13 protein-coding genes, 1 tRNA gene and 1 riboswitch are annotated in these 17,493 nt (G+C 39.1%); of the genes, 11 read left to right on the forward strand and 3 right to left on the reverse strand.

Annotated elements, in window-relative coordinates; genetic code table 11:
- Positions 1-3 precede the first annotated feature (3 nt).
- The 5 genes from F777_RS0107255 to F777_RS0107275 are packed head-to-tail and all read left to right on the forward strand — an operon-like array spanning position 4 to position 6,028.
- Positions 4-1,242 (forward strand): PKD domain-containing protein, encoded by a 1,239-nt coding sequence (locus tag F777_RS0107255; protein WP_026751461.1) that lies wholly within the window; start codon positions 4-6, stop codon positions 1,240-1,242.
- 39 nt (positions 1,243-1,281) lie between these two features.
- On the forward strand, positions 1,282-1,719 hold the full coding sequence (locus F777_RS16045) for a putative quinol monooxygenase (protein ID WP_235785902.1): 438 nt from the start codon (positions 1,282-1,284) through the stop codon (positions 1,717-1,719).
- Between the two features lie 20 nt (positions 1,720-1,739).
- Entirely contained in the window at positions 1,740-3,383 is a 1,644-nt protein-coding gene (locus tag F777_RS0107265) for a M28 family metallopeptidase (RefSeq protein WP_026751462.1), read from the forward strand.
- Between the two features lie 3 nt (positions 3,384-3,386).
- Positions 3,387-4,337: a threonine ammonia-lyase gene (locus tag F777_RS0107270; RefSeq protein WP_026751463.1), complete on the forward strand. Its 951-nt coding sequence runs from the start codon at positions 3,387-3,389 to the stop codon at positions 4,335-4,337.
- A 5-nt stretch (positions 4,338-4,342) separates the two neighbouring features.
- Complete coding sequence (locus F777_RS0107275) at positions 4,343-6,028, forward strand: GMC oxidoreductase (protein ID WP_026751464.1); 1,686 nt, start codon at positions 4,343-4,345, stop codon at positions 6,026-6,028.
- 26 nt (positions 6,029-6,054) lie between these two features.
- On the opposite strand, the gene F777_RS16050 is transcribed toward F777_RS0107275, so the two are convergent.
- Together F777_RS16050 and ggt are read right to left on the reverse strand one after the other, a co-directional pair.
- On the reverse strand, positions 6,055-6,873 hold the full coding sequence (locus F777_RS16050; RefSeq protein WP_051408493.1) for a methyltransferase, TIGR04325 family: 819 nt from the start codon (positions 6,871-6,873) through the stop codon (positions 6,055-6,057).
- A 77-nt stretch (positions 6,874-6,950) separates the two neighbouring features.
- A complete protein-coding gene (gene ggt, locus F777_RS0107285) occupies positions 6,951-8,672 on the reverse strand; it encodes a gamma-glutamyltransferase (RefSeq protein ID WP_026751465.1) in 1,722 nt (573 codons plus the stop codon).
- A 69-nt stretch (positions 8,673-8,741) separates the two neighbouring features.
- Here ggt and F777_RS0107290 point away from each other — a divergent pair, with 69 nt between their 5' ends.
- A complete protein-coding gene (locus F777_RS0107290; protein WP_026751466.1) occupies positions 8,742-11,234 on the forward strand; it encodes a M14 family metallopeptidase in 2,493 nt (830 codons plus the stop codon).
- A gap of 157 nt (positions 11,235-11,391) precedes the next feature.
- Here F777_RS0107290 and F777_RS0107295 read toward each other — a convergent pair whose 3' ends face one another.
- A complete protein-coding gene (locus tag F777_RS0107295) occupies positions 11,392-13,797 on the reverse strand; it encodes a TonB-dependent receptor (protein WP_026751467.1) in 2,406 nt (801 codons plus the stop codon).
- 58 nt (positions 13,798-13,855) lie between these two features.
- A riboswitch (TPP riboswitch) is annotated at positions 13,856-13,954 on the reverse strand.
- Positions 13,955-14,027: 73 nt separating this feature from the next.
- Here F777_RS0107295 and F777_RS17235 point away from each other — a divergent pair.
- The 5 genes from F777_RS17235 to F777_RS17595 all read left to right on the forward strand — a co-directional run bounded on the left by F777_RS17235 (position 14,028) and on the right by F777_RS17595 (position 17,457).
- Positions 14,028-14,756 (forward strand): head GIN domain-containing protein, encoded by a 729-nt coding sequence (locus F777_RS17235; protein WP_051408494.1) that lies wholly within the window; start codon positions 14,028-14,030, stop codon positions 14,754-14,756.
- A gap of 58 nt (positions 14,757-14,814) precedes the next feature.
- Positions 14,815-14,886, forward strand: a tRNA-Met gene (locus F777_RS0107305).
- Positions 14,887-14,973: 87 nt separating this feature from the next.
- The gene (gene era, locus F777_RS0107310; protein WP_026751468.1) at positions 14,974-15,846 is read left to right on the forward strand and encodes a GTPase Era; all 873 of its coding nucleotides are present in this window, start codon (positions 14,974-14,976) and stop codon (positions 15,844-15,846) included.
- A gap of 35 nt (positions 15,847-15,881) precedes the next feature.
- Positions 15,882-17,195, forward strand: coding sequence for a ribosome biogenesis GTPase Der (der, locus tag F777_RS0107315; protein WP_026751469.1), 1,314 nt, complete (start codon positions 15,882-15,884; stop codon positions 17,193-17,195).
- Between the two features lie 79 nt (positions 17,196-17,274).
- The gene (locus F777_RS17595; RefSeq protein ID WP_071790313.1) at positions 17,275-17,457 is read left to right on the forward strand and encodes a hypothetical protein; all 183 of its coding nucleotides are present in this window, start codon (positions 17,275-17,277) and stop codon (positions 17,455-17,457) included.
- Positions 17,458-17,493: the final 36 nt, after the last annotated feature.

The raw sequence follows: 17,493 nt of genomic DNA on the forward strand, positions 1-17,493 counted from the left end.
CTTATGAGATTGATACGTAACCATTTGTTCATTTGCCTGACTGTACTGGGTCTTTTTGCTTGTAAAAAAGACGCTGCTATTGATTTGGATAAGCTGGTGCAGGTAGACTCTGCGCAAATAACAAAAGGAGCAATTGTTACAGTATCAAGAGATACTACTACAGTAACTTACGGTAATGTTGAAGCCAAGTTTAGCCAGACTTCTACCTGTTTCCCTTCTACAGAAGTATTTACTTTTACTGCCTCTGGCGTTGCTTTACCGGCGGGGGGGTATTATAGCTGGCAATTTGGAGATGGAAATATAGCAACAGGAGCTACTACCACGCATTCTTATCAGGCTGCCGGATCTTTTGTTGTGACTTTGATGGTAATGGCCAATGCAAATAATATGCTGGCTAAAGTAAGTTTTGGCGTTAAGGCATTGGGTCAGCAAACCAAGCCTGAAGCCAGTTTTACAACTAAATTTGATTTTCCTCAGAATTTGAGTTACGTGACATTCAACAGTACATCGTCCATTAATCAAGGAGATATAGTACAGTATAAATACAGTTGGGGTGATGGTACAGAGCATATCAGTTCGGTTGGACTGGTTAGACATGAATTTCCTAAAGTCATCAATGATTCTACTTATTCTGTAAAATTGACAATTCTCTCTAATAGTGGTTGTAGTGATGATACCACGATTTTATTAACTATACCAGGCAGGTACAATATCAAAGGAAAATTCAAAACAGAGTCTATTGATGCATGTACCAACGAGAGAATATTATTTACTGCTGAAGCAGAGAATGTTCCAACAGGTGCAGTTTATGAATGGGATTTTTCTGATGGCACTGGTGTAAGAACAGGTAATCCAATCATGTATAAATATAAATTTCCCAATGACTATGATGTTATTATGAGTGTAAAACTCAATGGCAGGGAAATTTACAGAACCCATAAAATGGTAAACGCAAAAGGGGAGAATCCCAAGCCTACTGCCAAGTTTGAAGAGACTTTGGTTTGGGATTATCCTACCACTCAAAGATGGTCCTTTAACAGCAAGTCTACCATACCTACTAGTACCATTGATTCTTATCAATGGAGTTTTGGAAATGGAAATACCAATAATGAATTTTACAGCTTCATAGAAACAGTATATAATAAAGAAACAACGAGCAAATCCTATACTGTTCAATTAATTGTAACTGGAAATGGTTGCGCAGATACCGCCAGAAAAACCATCACTATTCCTTCCAGATAAATTCTTTATTGTAACTTGGTAATCTTTAAAACCAGTGCCATGTTACGATTGTTTATTTGTCTTTTTTTATTCAATACATATTCTCCATTACAAGCACAAGTGGCTAAAAGCCAACTGGTTCCGGTATCTGAAAAATCTTCTCCGAATGATTCTATGCAGCGTGCCAAGCAGATGGTGAGAATTGCTAAGATAAAAGTGAATCCTGATCAACTGGATAAATATAATATTGCATTGAAAGTTCAGATGCAGGAGGCAATTAAGAAGGAACCGGGGGTATTGAGTTATCATGCAGTTGCTGATAAAATAGATCCATCTAATATTACTATTTTAGAAATTTATGCAAGCCTTGCAGCATATCAATCCCATATACAAACACCTCATTTTCTTTTATACAAGGAAACTGTAAAAAATATGGTGCAATCTTTAGAGTTAATTGATGTTGATTTGATTGCTCGCGCAAATAAATTAAAAGATTAAAATTTGAAATAATTAGTACAATGAAAAAATATTTGACCTTACTGGTTTCGCCTTTCTTTTTTGCATGCGATTCTTCCACTTCAAAATTTTCTGAAGAAGATGGTCTTTCAGTATTCAACGCTGATACCCTTAAGAAACATATTGCTGTTCTTGCCTCTGATGATTTCATGGGTCGTAAACCATTCACGGAAGGAGAAACTAAAACCGTTAATTACCTGGTAGAGCAATTCAGGCAATTAGGACTGGAGCCAGGTAATGGAGACAGTTATATTCAATCTGTACCCATGGCTAATATTCTGGCTACAGCTGCGCCTTCCATGCAAGTGAAATCCGGCAAAGGCAGTTTTATGCTAAAAGCATTTGATGATTATATTGTATGGACAGATAAAACCGATTCCAGTTTTACTTTAGATAATGCAGATCTGGTTTTTGCCGGATATGGAGTAGTAGCTCCTGAATACAATTGGAATGATTATGCAGGTTTGGATGTAAAGGGAAAGGTTGTGATGGTTATGGTGAATGATCCGGGTTTCTGGATAGGAGATTCAAGTTTGTTTAAAGGGAAAGCAATGACCTATTATGGAAGATGGACTTACAAGTTTGAAGAAGCTGCCAGACAGGGAGCAAAAGCCTGTCTGATTATTCACAACACTGCTGCCGCAAGTTATCCTTTCAGTGTTCAACAAAACAGTTTTAATACAACTCGTCTAAAGTTAGACAACAGAGGAAAAGATATTCCGAACTGTGATATGATTGGCTGGATTCCGGAGCATGTAGCTAATCGCTTATTTGTTGCTTCGGGATTTGATTCTACACTGCTGAAGAAAGCCAATCAGTCTGGTTTTAAACCTGTTCCCCTGAATTTGCAGCTGACTACTTCTATGAAAGTAAAAGCCAGTTTTAATAAATCTGGTAATGTGATTGCAAAAATTACCGGAAGTAAAAGACCTGATGAAGTAATTATATATACGGCACACTGGGATCATCTGGGAATTGGAAGACCCAATAAAGATGGAGATTCAGTATACAACGGAGCATTGGACAATGCTTCCGGAACGGCCGGTTTGATAGAAATGGCCAGAGCATTTAAAAGCATGAATAAGAAGCCGGAAAGAACCATAGTTTTTTTAGCTGTAACCGCTGAAGAACAAGGTCTGCTAGGTTCTGCATACTATGCAGAGAATCCTTTGTTTCCTGTTGACAAAACAGTTGCTAATATCAATATGGATGGTCTGAACAGATTCGGTAAAACCAAAGATATGGTTGTGGTTGGTCAAGGACAATCTGAGCTGGAAGATTACCTGAATGATGCTATTACCAAGAAGGGAGGTTATCTTTCTTTTGATCAGCATACAGAAGCCGGGTATTATTACCGATCTGATCATTTCAATTTTGCCAAAAAAGGGATTCCTGCTTTGTTTGCAAACAGTGGAAAGGATTTTGTTGGTAAAGACAGTTCATACGGTAAAGCAATGGAAAAAGAGTTTAATGAAAAACATTACCATCAGCCATCTGATCATTATGATGAAAAGTCCTGGACGGGAGAAGGAGCTATCAACGATTTACAATTGTTGTTTACCGTTGGCAGAAGAATGGCTTTTGAATCAAGTTTTCCAAAATGGAAAGAAGGCTCTGAGTTTAAATTAACCAGAGAAAAAAAATAAGCCATGATAACGAAAGAAGAGATAGAAAAGGCACACGGGAAAATTAAACCATTTATTCATCATACCCCTGTTTTAACTAATAGCAGTATCAATGAAATGGCAGGTGCAGAATTATTTTTTAAATGTGAGAATTTCCAGAAAATTGGCGCTTTCAAAATCAGGGGAGGAATGAATGCTTCCTTAAGTTTAACTCCAGAACAACTGGCCAAAGGCTTGGCTACGCATTCTTCCGGAAATCATGCGCAGGCGATTGCTTTTGCTGCAAAGACGCTAGGTACCAAGGCATATATTGTTATGCCTAGTAATTCTCCTTCTGTAAAAGTAAATGCCGTGAAAGGGTATGGTGCTGAAGTTATTTTTTGTGAACCCAATCAGGCAGCTAGAGAAACTGCTTTGCAAAAAGTAGTGGATGAAACAGGAGCAGAATTTATACACCCTTACGACGATGATAGGGTGATAACCGGTCAGGCAACCTGTGTTAAGGAATTAATTGCTACAGTACCTGGCCTTGAAGTAATTTTTACTCCTGTTGGTGGTGGTGGCTTGTTATCTGGAACAGCATTGGGCTCGCATTATTTTCATTCAGCTGCTAAGGTATATGCAGGAGAACCAGCCGGAGCTGCAGACGCTATACTGAGCTTTCAATCAGGCAAAGTTGAAAAAGCTCCTTATGTTAATACAATTGCAGATGGGTTATTAACTACACTAAGCGAAAGAACCTTAACAATCATTCGCAAGCATGTGACTGATATATTTCTTGTGACGGAAGAAGAAATAAAGGAATCATTAAGATTGGTTTATGAGCGAATGAAAATAGTAGTAGAACCCAGTTGTGTTGTACCGCTTGCCGCAATGCTTAAAAACAAGGAACAGTTTAGCGGGAAAAGAATAGGAATTATTTTAACCGGAGGAAATGTAGATCTGAAAAAATTTTCGGAATGGTTTAATGATTAGCAATTATGCCTGAACAGAATACCAATTTTGATGCAATAGTAATAGGCTCTGGTATCAGTGGGGGATGGGCCGCCAAAGAACTCTGTGAAAAAGGGCTGAAAACGCTTGTATTAGAGAGGGGCAGGATGGTAGAGCATAAAAAAGATTATCCTACAGCCAATTACCATCCCTGGGATATGCCGCATAGAGGTAATATTCCACCTCCTGAAATGGATAAGGATCCTATTGTAAGCAACTGTTATGCTTATAAAGAGGATACAAAGCATTTTTTTGTAAAGGACAATGAACATCCATATGTACAGGAAAAACCATTCAGCTGGATAAGGGGTTATCAGGTTGGTGGTAAATCACTTTTGTGGGCAAGGCAGACCCAACGCTGGAGTCCATTTGATTTTGAAGCTCCGAAGCGTGATGGTTTTGCAGTTGACTGGCCAATTCGTTATAATGATTTGTCTGGATGGTATAGTTATGTTGAGAAATTTGTAGGAATAAGCGGTAATAAAGATGGCCTGGATACTTTGCCTGACGGAGAATTTCTGCCTGCCTGGGAAATGAATTGTGCAGAGAAAATTATTCAGCAAAAAATTATGGAAGCGTTTCCTGATAGACATGTTGTGCAGGGTAGATGCGCGCATTTAACACAACCCGGTGTTGAACATTTGTTGCAGGGACGGGGGCAGTGTATGGCAAGAAACTTATGTGCAAGAGGTTGCCCTTTTGGTGCTTATTTCAGCTCGAATAGTTCAACCTTGCCCGCTGCAGAAAAAACAGGTAATCTGAAAATTCAAACGCATGCAGTTGTTGATTCAATTATATATGATGAAAAGCTAGGTAAAGCAACTGGAGTAAAAGTGGTAGATGCGCTGACACATGAAGTGAAAATATATACTGCAAGAATTATTTTTGTAAATGCTTCCTGTTTAAACTCTAATTTGATCCTGCTGAATTCACGAAGTAATTATTTCCCCGATGGATTAGGAAATAAAAATGGACTTCTGGGAAAGTATATTGCTTTTCATAATTACCGAGGCAATATTACAGCAGCGTTTGAGGGCCCACTAGACCAGTATTATTATGGCCGCAGGCCTACTCAGCTGATGATGCCAAGTTTTAGAAATGTCTACAAGCAGAATACTGATTTTTTAAGAGGGTACATGGTACATTTTAGTGCTTCGAGGGGCCGTCCTAAGGTAGACGGGGTTGGTATTGATTTTAAAAACGCAATTTCAGAACCCGGAGCCTGGCATATATATATGATGATGCAGGGAGAAACCATACCCAAAGTAACCAATCAAGTGTATTTAAGCGACTATGAAAGAGATGATTGGGGCATACCTCAGCTGGTTGTGAATGTGGACTATGATGAGAATGATGAGAAGCTTTTGCAGGACTTTTTTAAGGAAGGTAAGGCAATGCTTGAAAAAGCAGGTTGTACCAATATCAATACCTGGGACAGTAAGCAACCTCCTGGCCTGGATATTCATGAAATGGGAGGTGTTAGAATGGGTAGAGACGAACATACTTCTCTCTTAAATGAATACAATCAGATGCATCATTGTAAAAATGTATTTGTTACAGATGGTGCCTGCATGACATCAACAGGAAATCAAAATCCTTCATTGACTTATATGGCAATAACAGCCAGGGCAGCTGAATACGCCGCAAGACAATTTAAGGAAGGTAAATTATAACAGGCTAGTGTTCTCTGTTATTAGAATTATCTGGCTTGTTTTAACTTCCATAATTGACCTTCGTAAAAGAAGGGCTTTAACTGGATATAATATTTGTCATGATCTACAATAAAATCGTACACTAAATCGAAACGATTCTGCATGTATTTATAAAATTTGGGCTTACTGTAAAACCAGCAAGTGTAGGAAGCCGGGGAACCATAATAAACCGGTGGAACATGTTGAATAGCAATTCGGTCACGGTCTTCGTCGTTGAATGCTATATAATCGATGTATAAATATTTCACGCCGCTTAATACAATCTGGTCCAGGAGTTCATAGGTTTTTTCTATATACTGTATTACACCAGAGAAAATAATGATATCTGGTTTATGATGCTGAAGGCATTCTTCCAGGGAATAATAGAAGTGCAGCCGTTCGTGTTCAAACTCTTTTCTGCCTGCGTCCACATAGTTGGGTTGTTCAACTATACACCAATTTAAATTATGAACAGATTGGAGGTAGTTTTTTTTGTGATTATAGGTTGTGCCCAAAGAACCACCAAAATCCAATACAGTCAGGTTGCAATTATTCTCAGCTGCAACAGTAAGCAGCGTAGCCAACATGCTGAAATTCATTTTCGGCTTATCGTAAACAATCCCATCTCTTTCGTAAGTTACTTCTCCATTAACAACCTTGCGGGTAGTTTCCTTGATTTTTTCAAGTATGCTCTGCTCGTCGTATCCGCTGGCTATTTTGTTGGCAGCCTCAAAACTTTCGTAATCACCTTTCCAGCCATATTTAAAACTGTACCAATAAAGCGTCCTGAAAATGGGTGGTATGAATTGTTTCAGTAAATAATGCATTAGAAATCAAAAATAGCATAAAACTTATATAAAATTAAAGGGATATATAACTTCTTTCTATTTTTAACATTGCCTTACTAGTAACCTGCAACAGAATCGTCTCCTCTTTTATCTGCTGCTGTTTCTCTGATTTTATTGGGTAATATCCGAATGCCATCGGTTCTGCCTATGCTTGAACGGTCTTTAAGCAGATAGCCCATTTTCTGGAGTGTTTCCCGGGTTTTGCTATCAAAGCCATTCTCTATCATCACTTCATCGGGTAACCACTGGTGATGGAATTTTGGCGCGTCAATCGCATCCCCCAGGGTTTTATTAAAGTCTATCACATTAATCAGCGCCTGATAAACCGAAGTGGGTATGGTAGTGCCGCCCGGAGTACCAATAACGATATAAGGTTTTTTATTTTTTAATACAAGGGTGGGGGTCATTGAACTCAGCATTCTTTTACCGGGAACAATAGCGTTGGCTTCTCCCCCTACAGCCCCAAACATATTGGGGACTCCTGGTTTTACACTAAAATCATCCATTTCATTGTTCAATAAAAATCCTGCACCGCCTACCACTACTTTTGATCCATAGCTTCCATTTAATGTTGTTGTAACTGCCACCATATTACCTGCAGCATCAACCACACTCAAATGGGTAGTTTCCTCACTTTCATTTATAACACCTGCATTCACTTCCTTACTGTTGCCTGCTTTGCCGGGTGAATAATCGTTCATACGCTGTTGTAAATATGAATCGCTGATAAGTGTTTTCACAGGCACTTTCCAGAAATCCGGATCACCCATATGTTCTGCACGATCCGCAAAAGCCCTGCGTTCGGCTTCAATCATTAACTGAACAGATTCAGGGGTTTGAAATCCCATTTTACTCATGGGATATTTTTCAACCATTTTCATCATTTGAGCCAGTAAGATTCCGCCACTGCTGGGGGGAGAAAAACTGATGATTTCGTGACTTCTATAGTTGAATACAATCGGCTCTCTTAATTTAGCAGTGTAATTTTTTAAATCAGCGTGTGAGATAACGCCTCTTCCACGTTCCATCTCAGCTACAATCAGGTCTGCTGTTTTCCCGCCGTAAAAGCCCATTGCGCCTTCCTGTTGTATCCTTTCCAGAGTATGCGCAAGCTCTTTTTGAATAAGTGTGTCACCTACTTTCCAGCGGGTTGGTTTATAAAAAGCGGTTGGTTGTGTGCTGAAACGAGCAATACCATCTTTTACGCTGCTGATACTGGCAGCCTCTTTTTCTGTTAATACAAATCCCTTGGCAGCTATGTCAATAGCGGGCTGAATCAACTCAGCAAACGGAAGTTTTGCATATGCATGAGTAGCAAATAAACCTGCCACAGTGCCAGGTATGCCCGAAGCAAGATGTCCATTCTGTGATAAGTTCAACTGGGCATTCCCGTTTTTGTCCAGGTACATATCCCGCGATGCTTTTTCAGGTGCTGCTTCTCTGTAGTCTATACCTATTAGTTCACCGTTGGTTTTGCGCGCCAGTAAAAATCCACCCCCACCTAAGTTTCCTGCATTCGGGAAAACTACTGCCAGCACCAATTGTGTTGCGATGGCTGCATCAAAAGCATTTCCTCCCTTTTTCATGATGGCCGCACCTACCATGCTGGCCAACGGGTGTGCACTGCTCACAGAAGCCTGTTTAAAGTTTCCGCGCTTAACTACAGAATAATGGAATGGGTCTACTTCCTTGTTGGGCCCTACAATAGATGTTACATGCTGTGCATTGGCAACCGGTATTAATCCCAGGAACAGAAATCCTGATAATATCTTTCTCATATTACAATTTACAATTTTATAGGGTTTTATTTCCCAATATTCCTACTTTCATGCTTCATTATTAAACTTATGAAGAAATTATTATTTGGACTATTTTGTTTGGGCATTTCTGTGTTATCATTAGCACAGTCAGTACCCAGTCCTGAACAATTTTTGGGGTACAAAGTGGGTACCCGTTTTACCCGTCACCACCGGATTGTGGAATACACAAAGTCTGTTGCTGCTGCAAGACCCGATATGGTTAAACTGGAGAAATATGGTGAAACCAACGAAGGCAGGGAATTAATGCTGGCCTTTGTGAGTACTCCGGAAAATATGCAACAACTGGATCAAATCAGAGTTAATAATTTAAGGATGGCAGGCCTGGCGAAAGATAAAGCCGCACCTGCTTTGGAAAATGCCCCGGCCATTGTATGGTTAAGTTATAATGTGCATGGTAATGAAGCATCTTCATCTGAAGCGTTTCTTTTAACGATTCATGCATTAACGGACCCCAATAATAAAGCAACCAAAGAATGGCTGAAAAATACCATTGTAGTTCTTGATCCTTGTATTAATCCTGACGGTAGAGACCGTTACATTAATTGGTATAATTCTGTAGTTGGAAAGCATTACAATGCGGATCCGGCGTCAAGAGAGCATGCAGAACCCTGGCCCGGAGGAAGAAGTAACCACTATAATTTTGACCTGAACAGAGACTGGGCCTGGCAAACACAGTTAGAAACCCAGCAAAGGATAAAAAAATACCATGAGTGGATGCCGCAGGTACATGTGGATTATCACGAACAGGGATTCAATGAACCCTATTATTTTGCTCCGGCTGCAGAACCATTACACGAAGTAATTACTCCCTGGCAGCGGGACTTTCAGGTTATGATTGGAAGAAATCATGCAAAATATTTTGATCAGAATAATTGGTTGTTTTTTACCAAAGAAAGATTTGACTTGTTGTATCCCAGTTATGGTGATACCTATCCGGTATACAATGGTGCTATTGGCATGACCTATGAGCAGGGAGGTATACGTGCCGGATTGGGAATATTGAATGAGGACAATGATACGCTTACTTTAGTAGATCGTGCGGCTCATCATTTTACCACAGGATTATCTACTATTGAAATAGCTTCTAAAAACAAAAGCAGACTGCTATCTGAATTTAAGCAGTTTTTTGATGATAGCAGGGCTGGTAAAATTGGGGAGTATAAAACTTATGTATTCACAGCAAAGGATGAAAACAAAATGGCTGCTCTCAAAAAATTATTGAGCCAGAATGGTATTGAATATGGGGTACTGAATAATAAGAATTTCCGTGGCTTCAATTATTTTACCGGAAAAGATGATGTGTTTGCAGATGAAGGAAATCATATTGCAGTAAGCGCATTTCAACCCAGATCGGTAATGGCAAAGGTTTTGCTGGAGCCAAGAACCGTAGTTACGGATTCCAATACCTACGATATTACCGCTTGGGCAGCTGCGTATGCATACGGCATTAAGGGGTATGCAGTAAAAGAAAAATTAGCAGTAAATTCAGAAAGTGCAGCTGCTGCTGCAATTGCACCGGTTAACAGCAATTACGGTGCGTTGATACCTTATACTTCATTTAACAGTGCGAAGGTTCTTGCCTATTTACTGAAACATGGCGTTAAAGTTCGCTTTGTTGAAAAACCATTTACCTATAAAAACAAAAGTTATGATCGCGGAACATTGGTGGTATTAAAAACCAGCAATACTGCCGATTGGCAATCTGTATTGAATGCAGCTTGTTCAAAATACAATGTTCAGGCAGAGGCAGTAGAAACGGGTTATATGGATAAGGGTTCAGACTTTGGTTCTCCTGATATAAAAAATATTGCAGCCACGCCAAAAGTAGCTATGTTAACCGGGGATCAAACTTCCTCTTTGGCAGCCGGTGAAGTATGGCATTATTTTGATAAGATACTTGATTATCCTATCACTCTTTTAAATGCAGCCGATATAGCCAGATACAATTTGAAAAACTACGATGTATTAATTATTCCTGATGGTAATTACAGGGTGCTAAATGAAAAATCGGTATCAGATAAAATGAAGGATTATGTTCGTGGTGGCGGAAAAATTGTGGCTTTGGAAAATGCAATGGCTACCATGAGCAGAGGAGACTGGGGAATTAAATTGAAAGAAGGAAAAGGAGATGAAAAAGCAGACTCAGTTAAGAAATATGCGGACCGTGAAAAGGATTATTTAACCAATTCCATTCCGGGGGCTATTTATAAAATGGATTTAGATAATACACATCCTCTCGGATTTGGATATCCTGATTTTTATTACACACTAAAGCAGGATGGAAATGTATATGAGTTCATGAAGGATGGCTGGAATGTAGGTACAATAAAGAAGGATGCATATGTTACCGGTTTTGTTGGAGCAAAACTGAAGCCAGGTATTAAAGATGGTATGCTTTTCGGAGTTCAGGATATGGGTGCAGGTACGGTAGTATATATTGCTGAAGATCCTTTGTTCAGAAACTTCTGGGAGAATGGTTATTTGTTAATTGCAAATGCAGTATTTCTGGCTGGGAAATAGTATTAAAATTCTTTCGAAAGTTTTCCGTAAAGGAATATAGTTATGATTGTTATAATTACAATTAAACAAAAGGGTAAGCCAGCAGGCTTACCCTTTTTAATTTGCGATTCCGAATTATAAATAGTTAACAGATGGTGCCAATAAAATATGGGTTCAACTACAATTTGATATTAAGTGCTAGCATGAAGTTTCTGCCTGCCATGGGGTAGTAGAAATTCTCTGTAGTTACAGATCCTCCGGCTACATAGCTGAATGTATATCCATTGGGTTCATATTTTTTATCAAATAAATTATTCAACTGAAAGATCAGCTGAGCTTCTTTAATCCACTTGTGTTTAATGGTGTAGATGGTTCTGAAATCCTGTGTATAAAAACCATTGAGTTTTCGATTTTCATTTTGGGTATTATCCAGGTATTGCTTGCTTACCCACTTATTCAGCAAACTGATTTCCCAATTATTCAAAGGATTAATGTTGATTGTAAGTGCTGACACCAAGGAAGGGGAAAAGGATATGTCGGTATTGTTATGATTAATGGCTATTTGCCCCCCATTGTCGTAATCATCTATATATTCTGTAAATGTGCTGATTTTATTTCTGCTAATGCTGGTGTTTCCTGAGAAGTTCAGCCATTGATTGATTTTAGCACCTGCCTGAATTTCAATGCCCGCTCTGTAGCTATTGGGGATATTGGTTCTGGTATAGGCACCCACATCGTTGATTTCACCCGTTAGTACCAATTGGTTATTGTATTTCATATAGTAGCCCGTAATACCAAAAGAATATTTTGAAGTCTTTTTTTCAATTCCGAGCTCCCAATCGTGCAGGGTTTCATAAGTTGGCTGACGGTTAACACCCGCCTGAAAATCGTCTCTGTTAGGCTCCTTCCTGGCAACAGCATAACTTAAATAGGATTGCCATCCCATTGCATTATACACAATGCCTGCTTTGGGATTAAAAAAGCCAAAACTTCTGTTTACGTTTAATGTTGGATTATCGCTGAATCCATTCATGCGGTGTCTTACCCATCTGTATTGTAAATCGGTAAATACAGAGAGTTGATTGGTTATATTGGTTTGCCACTTGGCATAAATATTCGCATCTTTTTTAAGTGCAGGCAAATTATAATAACGATAATTAGCAGGAACTGTGCCGATTGCCACAAATGGGATTGTGCCAAAGTGCACACCGTCATAGGTAGACCAACCACCACCCAGGGTAAATTCCTGCTTTTCTTTTTTGTACTGTAGTGAAAAAATCTGACCGTAGAAATGATTATCCAGCCATCGTTGCCTTACCAGATCTGTTCTCGTAAGTGTATTGCCTCCAATTACTACATTGGGTAATCCATAACGGGAAAATCGCTGATCGGCCTTGTATTCTTCGTAGTATCCTTTTCCTCTGGTATAAAACAATGCAGTGTTGAATGACCAATTGTTATTCAATGCTGTATTGTAAAAAAGTTGATAATGTGTTTGTGTGTAATTGTCCGTTTGGTTTTCGTAAGGAGTTCCGGCTTTCTCTGTTCCGGCAGGATTATTGGTTCTGTCTGTTTTTAATAAATTTTCTGCTACACCGTACCAGGCCTGGTAAGTTTTTTCGTTGCCGGAAAAAACATTGAGTCTGATTGATGATTTTTTGTTTAAATAAGCGGCGCTTACATAATAAGACTTTAGGTTACTGCTGGCCCGGTCTATAAAACCGTCACTGGTAATTCTGCTAAGTCTGGCATCCAGGGTAAAATGATTGCCAATTAAACCGCTACCAAATTTCAGCGTATTTTTTATTGTGTTGAATGATCCAACACTATTGTTGATTTCTGTGTAGGCTTTACTATTGAATTCGTTTGTTGACATATTCAACGTGGCACCAAAAGAACTGGCACCATTCGAAGAAGTACCTGCTCCTCTTTGTATTTGAATACTGTTAACAGAAGAGGAAAAGTCTGGTAGGTTTACAAAAAATGTTCCCATGCTTTCCGCATCATTATAAGGTATGCCATTTAGTGTAACATTAATGCGGGTGGCATCGGTTCCTCTGATTCTAATACCTGTATATCCCACTCCATTTCCTGCATCGGCATTGATAACTACGGATGGGGTTTGATTTAACAGAAATGGGATATCTGTTCCCAGATTAGTTTTTTCAATGGCCGATTTATTCAGGTTGGTTTTGGTAAATGGTGCCCGATCTGCTGCCCTGATTGCTTTTACTTCCAGGGGTTGCAGGAAAAGCGGGATGGGGGTCAATTCAAATTGAATATTATTTTTATTACCTATCCCTCCAATCAACTTATTTCTATCCATTGGTCCCACCCTAAGGGTTTCATAGCCCAGACTATTAATGTTAAATCCCTGTTTTGCATTGGTTGGAATACTAAAGACACCTTGTTCGTTGGATAGAGTTTGTTGGTTTCCCCAACTGATAATGGCTCCTGGAATGGGCAGTAGACTTCCTTTTTCAACAACTTGGCCCGTTTGATTTTCGGTTTGGGGACTTTGCTGTGCAAATGCCAGTAGGCTAATTAACACCAGCGCGGTTGTTCCCATGATTTTTTTCTTCATTTCATCAATGATTTTGAGTTAAAAAAATGGGAACAGGGAAATGCAATAGGAGAGGTAGTACAGTAAATTTCACCTTCCCTTCGCAGGAATTACCCTGTTCAGGTTCAACGGGTATTTCTCAGCCAAAGCATACGCTTGAGCACCCCGAGGACTACACAAAAGTAAATCAATCTTTTTTAAATGGTTTGTAACTTTTACCTTGTTGAACCGTTTTATTCAAAATTGCAGTAATGAAAAAACATGTTTTATTCCTTATAGGCCTTTGTTGGGCTTTTCTGGCCTTTTCACAGGAAGAAAAAAAGCTGGTATTCGATGCAAATGCTCAACCCAGGTCGGTTGGGTCTTTTTCCGGTATTGAAATATCAGGGGCAATTAGTTTGTATTTATCTCAGGGTAAAGAATCTGCAGTAGCGGTAAGTGCCAGCGATGCGGAGTTATTGGAAAAGATCAGAACAGTTGTTCGGAACAATGTTTTGTATATTTCTTTGGATACCAAGGGAATAAACTGGAAGAAGTGGGGAAACACCGGAATCAAGGCTTATGTAACATTTGATGAGCTTACCAAGTTAGAGGCTTCAGGTGCTTGTAATATTAAAACTGCCAGTGCCATGAAATTGGATGATCTCAAAATACAATTGTCCGGGGCTTCAGATTTTACTGGTGAAATAGAATTAGGAAACCTGAGGGTAGATCTAAGCGGCGCTTCACAGGCCAATCTGAAAGGGAAAGCAGAAAAAACACAAATGATTGCTAGTGGTGCCAGTTCTATTAAGTCATTTGATTTAGTGAGTAATTATTGTAAGATTGATGCCAGTGGTGCTTCTTCCATTCGTGTAAATGTAGCCAAGGAAATAAGTGCGGAAGCCAGCGGTGCCAGCAGTATTCAATACAAAGGCGAAGCCATCATCAAGGATTTTAACAGCAGCGGTGCATCTTCCGTTAAAAGAAAGAATGACTGATTTTTAAATATTATTTGGAAAAAGACTTGCAAAGACGTAATTTTGCAATCCAATACATCGCGAGATAGAGCAGCGGTAGCTCGTCGGGCTCATAACCCGAAGGTCGGAGGTTCGATCCCTTCTCTCGCAACAACTCAAAGGCCCTTTTGGGGCCTTTTTTCGTTTAACTACCCAGAGCCGGGCAAAATTTTGCCCGAATAATGAGTAAATTCAAAAAGTGAAAGCAGGATTTGTAAACATATTTGGAAAACCGAACGCGGGTAAAAGCACACTCCTCAATGCATTAATTGGGGAGAAGATGGCTATTGTTTCTCCAAAAGTTCAGACGACTCGTCATAGAATCAAGGCTTTTTTGAATAAACCGGGTGAGTACCAGATTATTTTTTCGGACACTCCGGGCATTATTGATCCTAAATACAAGCTGCATCAGAAAATGATGGATTCTGTAAAAGGAGCTCTGGAAGATGCAGATCTGGCTTTATTGATGGTAGATGCCAATGACAATTTAGAGGATTGCGATGCCATTTTCTCTGCTTTGAAGCTGAAAGTTCCGGCATTGGTTTTATTGAATAAAATTGATATTGCAGGCAATGGAAAAATTGCAGAAGCAGAAGCTTTTTTTGCCAATAAGCCCTATTGTAAGCAACTTATTAAAATTGGAGCATTACAGAAATTGCATTTGAATAAACTATTGAATGTAATTGTTGAAAACCTGCCGGAGGGTCTTCCCTTTTATGATGAAGATGACCTTAGTGATTTACCAACCCGTTTCTTTGTATCGGAGATGATTCGTGAAAAAATTTACGAGTTGTTTGCAGATGAGATACCTTATCATACAGCAGTTATGGTGAACGAATACAAGGATAAGGGTAACATTATAAAAATTCAGGCTGATATTATTGTGCATAGGGAAACCCAGAAAGCGATAATTCTGGGTGAGAAGGGAATCATGATTAGACAGATTGGAATTAAAGCCAGAAAAGACATTGAAGCATTTGTTCAGAAAAAAATATTTTTGGAGTTGTTCGTTAAAGTAAGACCTAAGTGGCGCGATAACGACCTTCAGTTAAAAGAATATGGTTACCAGTAATGGTAACTGATTGCCTCAACCAGAATTAAATAAAAATGAGTTACACTGTTGCTATTGTAGGCAGACCCAATGTAGGAAAAAGTACTTTTTTTAATCGCTTGTTAGAACAGCGTAAAGCCATTGTTGATGACATAAGCGGGGTTACCAGAGATCGCCAGTACGGTGTGGCAGACTGGAATGGAAAAACTTTTAACCTGATTGATACCGGCGGTTTTGTTCCCCAAAGTGAAGATATATTTGAAGTAGAAATTAGAAAGCAGGTAAAAATTGCCATTGAGGAAGCCAATGCAATCATTTTTATGGTTGACGTTGCAACGGGTATTACCGATCTTGATGAAGCAATGGCAGATTTGTTGCGCAGAACCAGTAAGCCTGTTTTTGTAGTGGTTAATAAAGTAGACAATGGTACCCGTGAACTGGAAGCCGCTGAGTTTTATAGTTTAGGTTTTGAAAATACCTTTTTCATCAGCAGTATTTCCGGAAGTGGTACTGGTGATTTACTAGATGGTGTTGTTGCGAATATTTCCGAAGAAGAAGGGGCAGAAAAATCAGTTGATGATGCACTGCCGAAGTTTGCCATTATTGGTCAGCCCAATGTGGGGAAGTCTTCTCTATTGAACGCTTTGATTGGCGAGGAGAGAACCATTGTTAGTGATATTGCTGGAACCACCAGGGATACCATTCATACACACTATAAATTATTTCAGAAAGAATTCATGCTGATTGATACGGCTGGTATCCGCAAAAAAAGCAAAGAGAAAGATGACCTGGAATTCTATTCTATCATCCGTGCTATTAAAGCTATGGATGAAGCAGATGTATGTTTGCTGGTTATTGATGCTCATAAGGGTATAACTGCACAGGATATTTCTATTTTTAGCTTAGCTGCCAGAAAGGGCAAAGGAATTGTTGTTCTGGTAAATAAGTGGGATCTGATTGAAAAAGAAACCAATACTGCCCGTGATTATGAAAAAGTATTGAAACAAAAAATGGCACCCTTTACTGATGTTCCGGTTCTATTTATTTCAGTAGTGGAAAAAACCAGAATTTTCAAAGCTATTGAAATGGGACTTGAAGTTTTTGAAAACAGAAAGAGAAAAGTAACTACTTCTGAATTGAACGAAGTGATGTTAAAGGCGGTAGAAAATTACCATGCTCCTGTAGTTAGAGGGCACTCAATAAAGATTAAGTTTGTTACTCAACTGCCAACACCGGTTCCTTCTTTTGCCTTTTTTACCAATTTCCCGGATGATATTAAAATGCCATATAAGAATTATCTGGAGAATCAACTGAGGGCTAATTTTAACTTCAAAGGGGTCCCAATTCGCATATTCTTCCGTAAAAAATAAAAATTTTAAGAAAATTTTGGCAAAAATCATCTTAAAACCCTATTTTTGCGACCAAATAAAAAACCCAAAAACAAGTACAATGAAAAAAGTATTCGCAATTCTGGCTGTAGCAGGTTTAATGACTGCTTGTAACAACGCTGAAACAACTGAAGCAACTGCTGACACTGCTGCTGCAACTGTAGACACTGCTGCTGCAACTGTAGACACAACTGCTGCAACTGTTGATACAACTGCTGCTGCTGTAGACACAACCAAGAAATAGTAAATACAAGTACTCGTTACTAATATTACTTCTTGC

The sequence above is a fragment of the Sediminibacterium sp. C3 genome, from assembly GCF_000508085.1.
Taxonomy (GTDB): domain Bacteria; phylum Bacteroidota; class Bacteroidia; order Chitinophagales; family Chitinophagaceae; genus Sediminibacterium.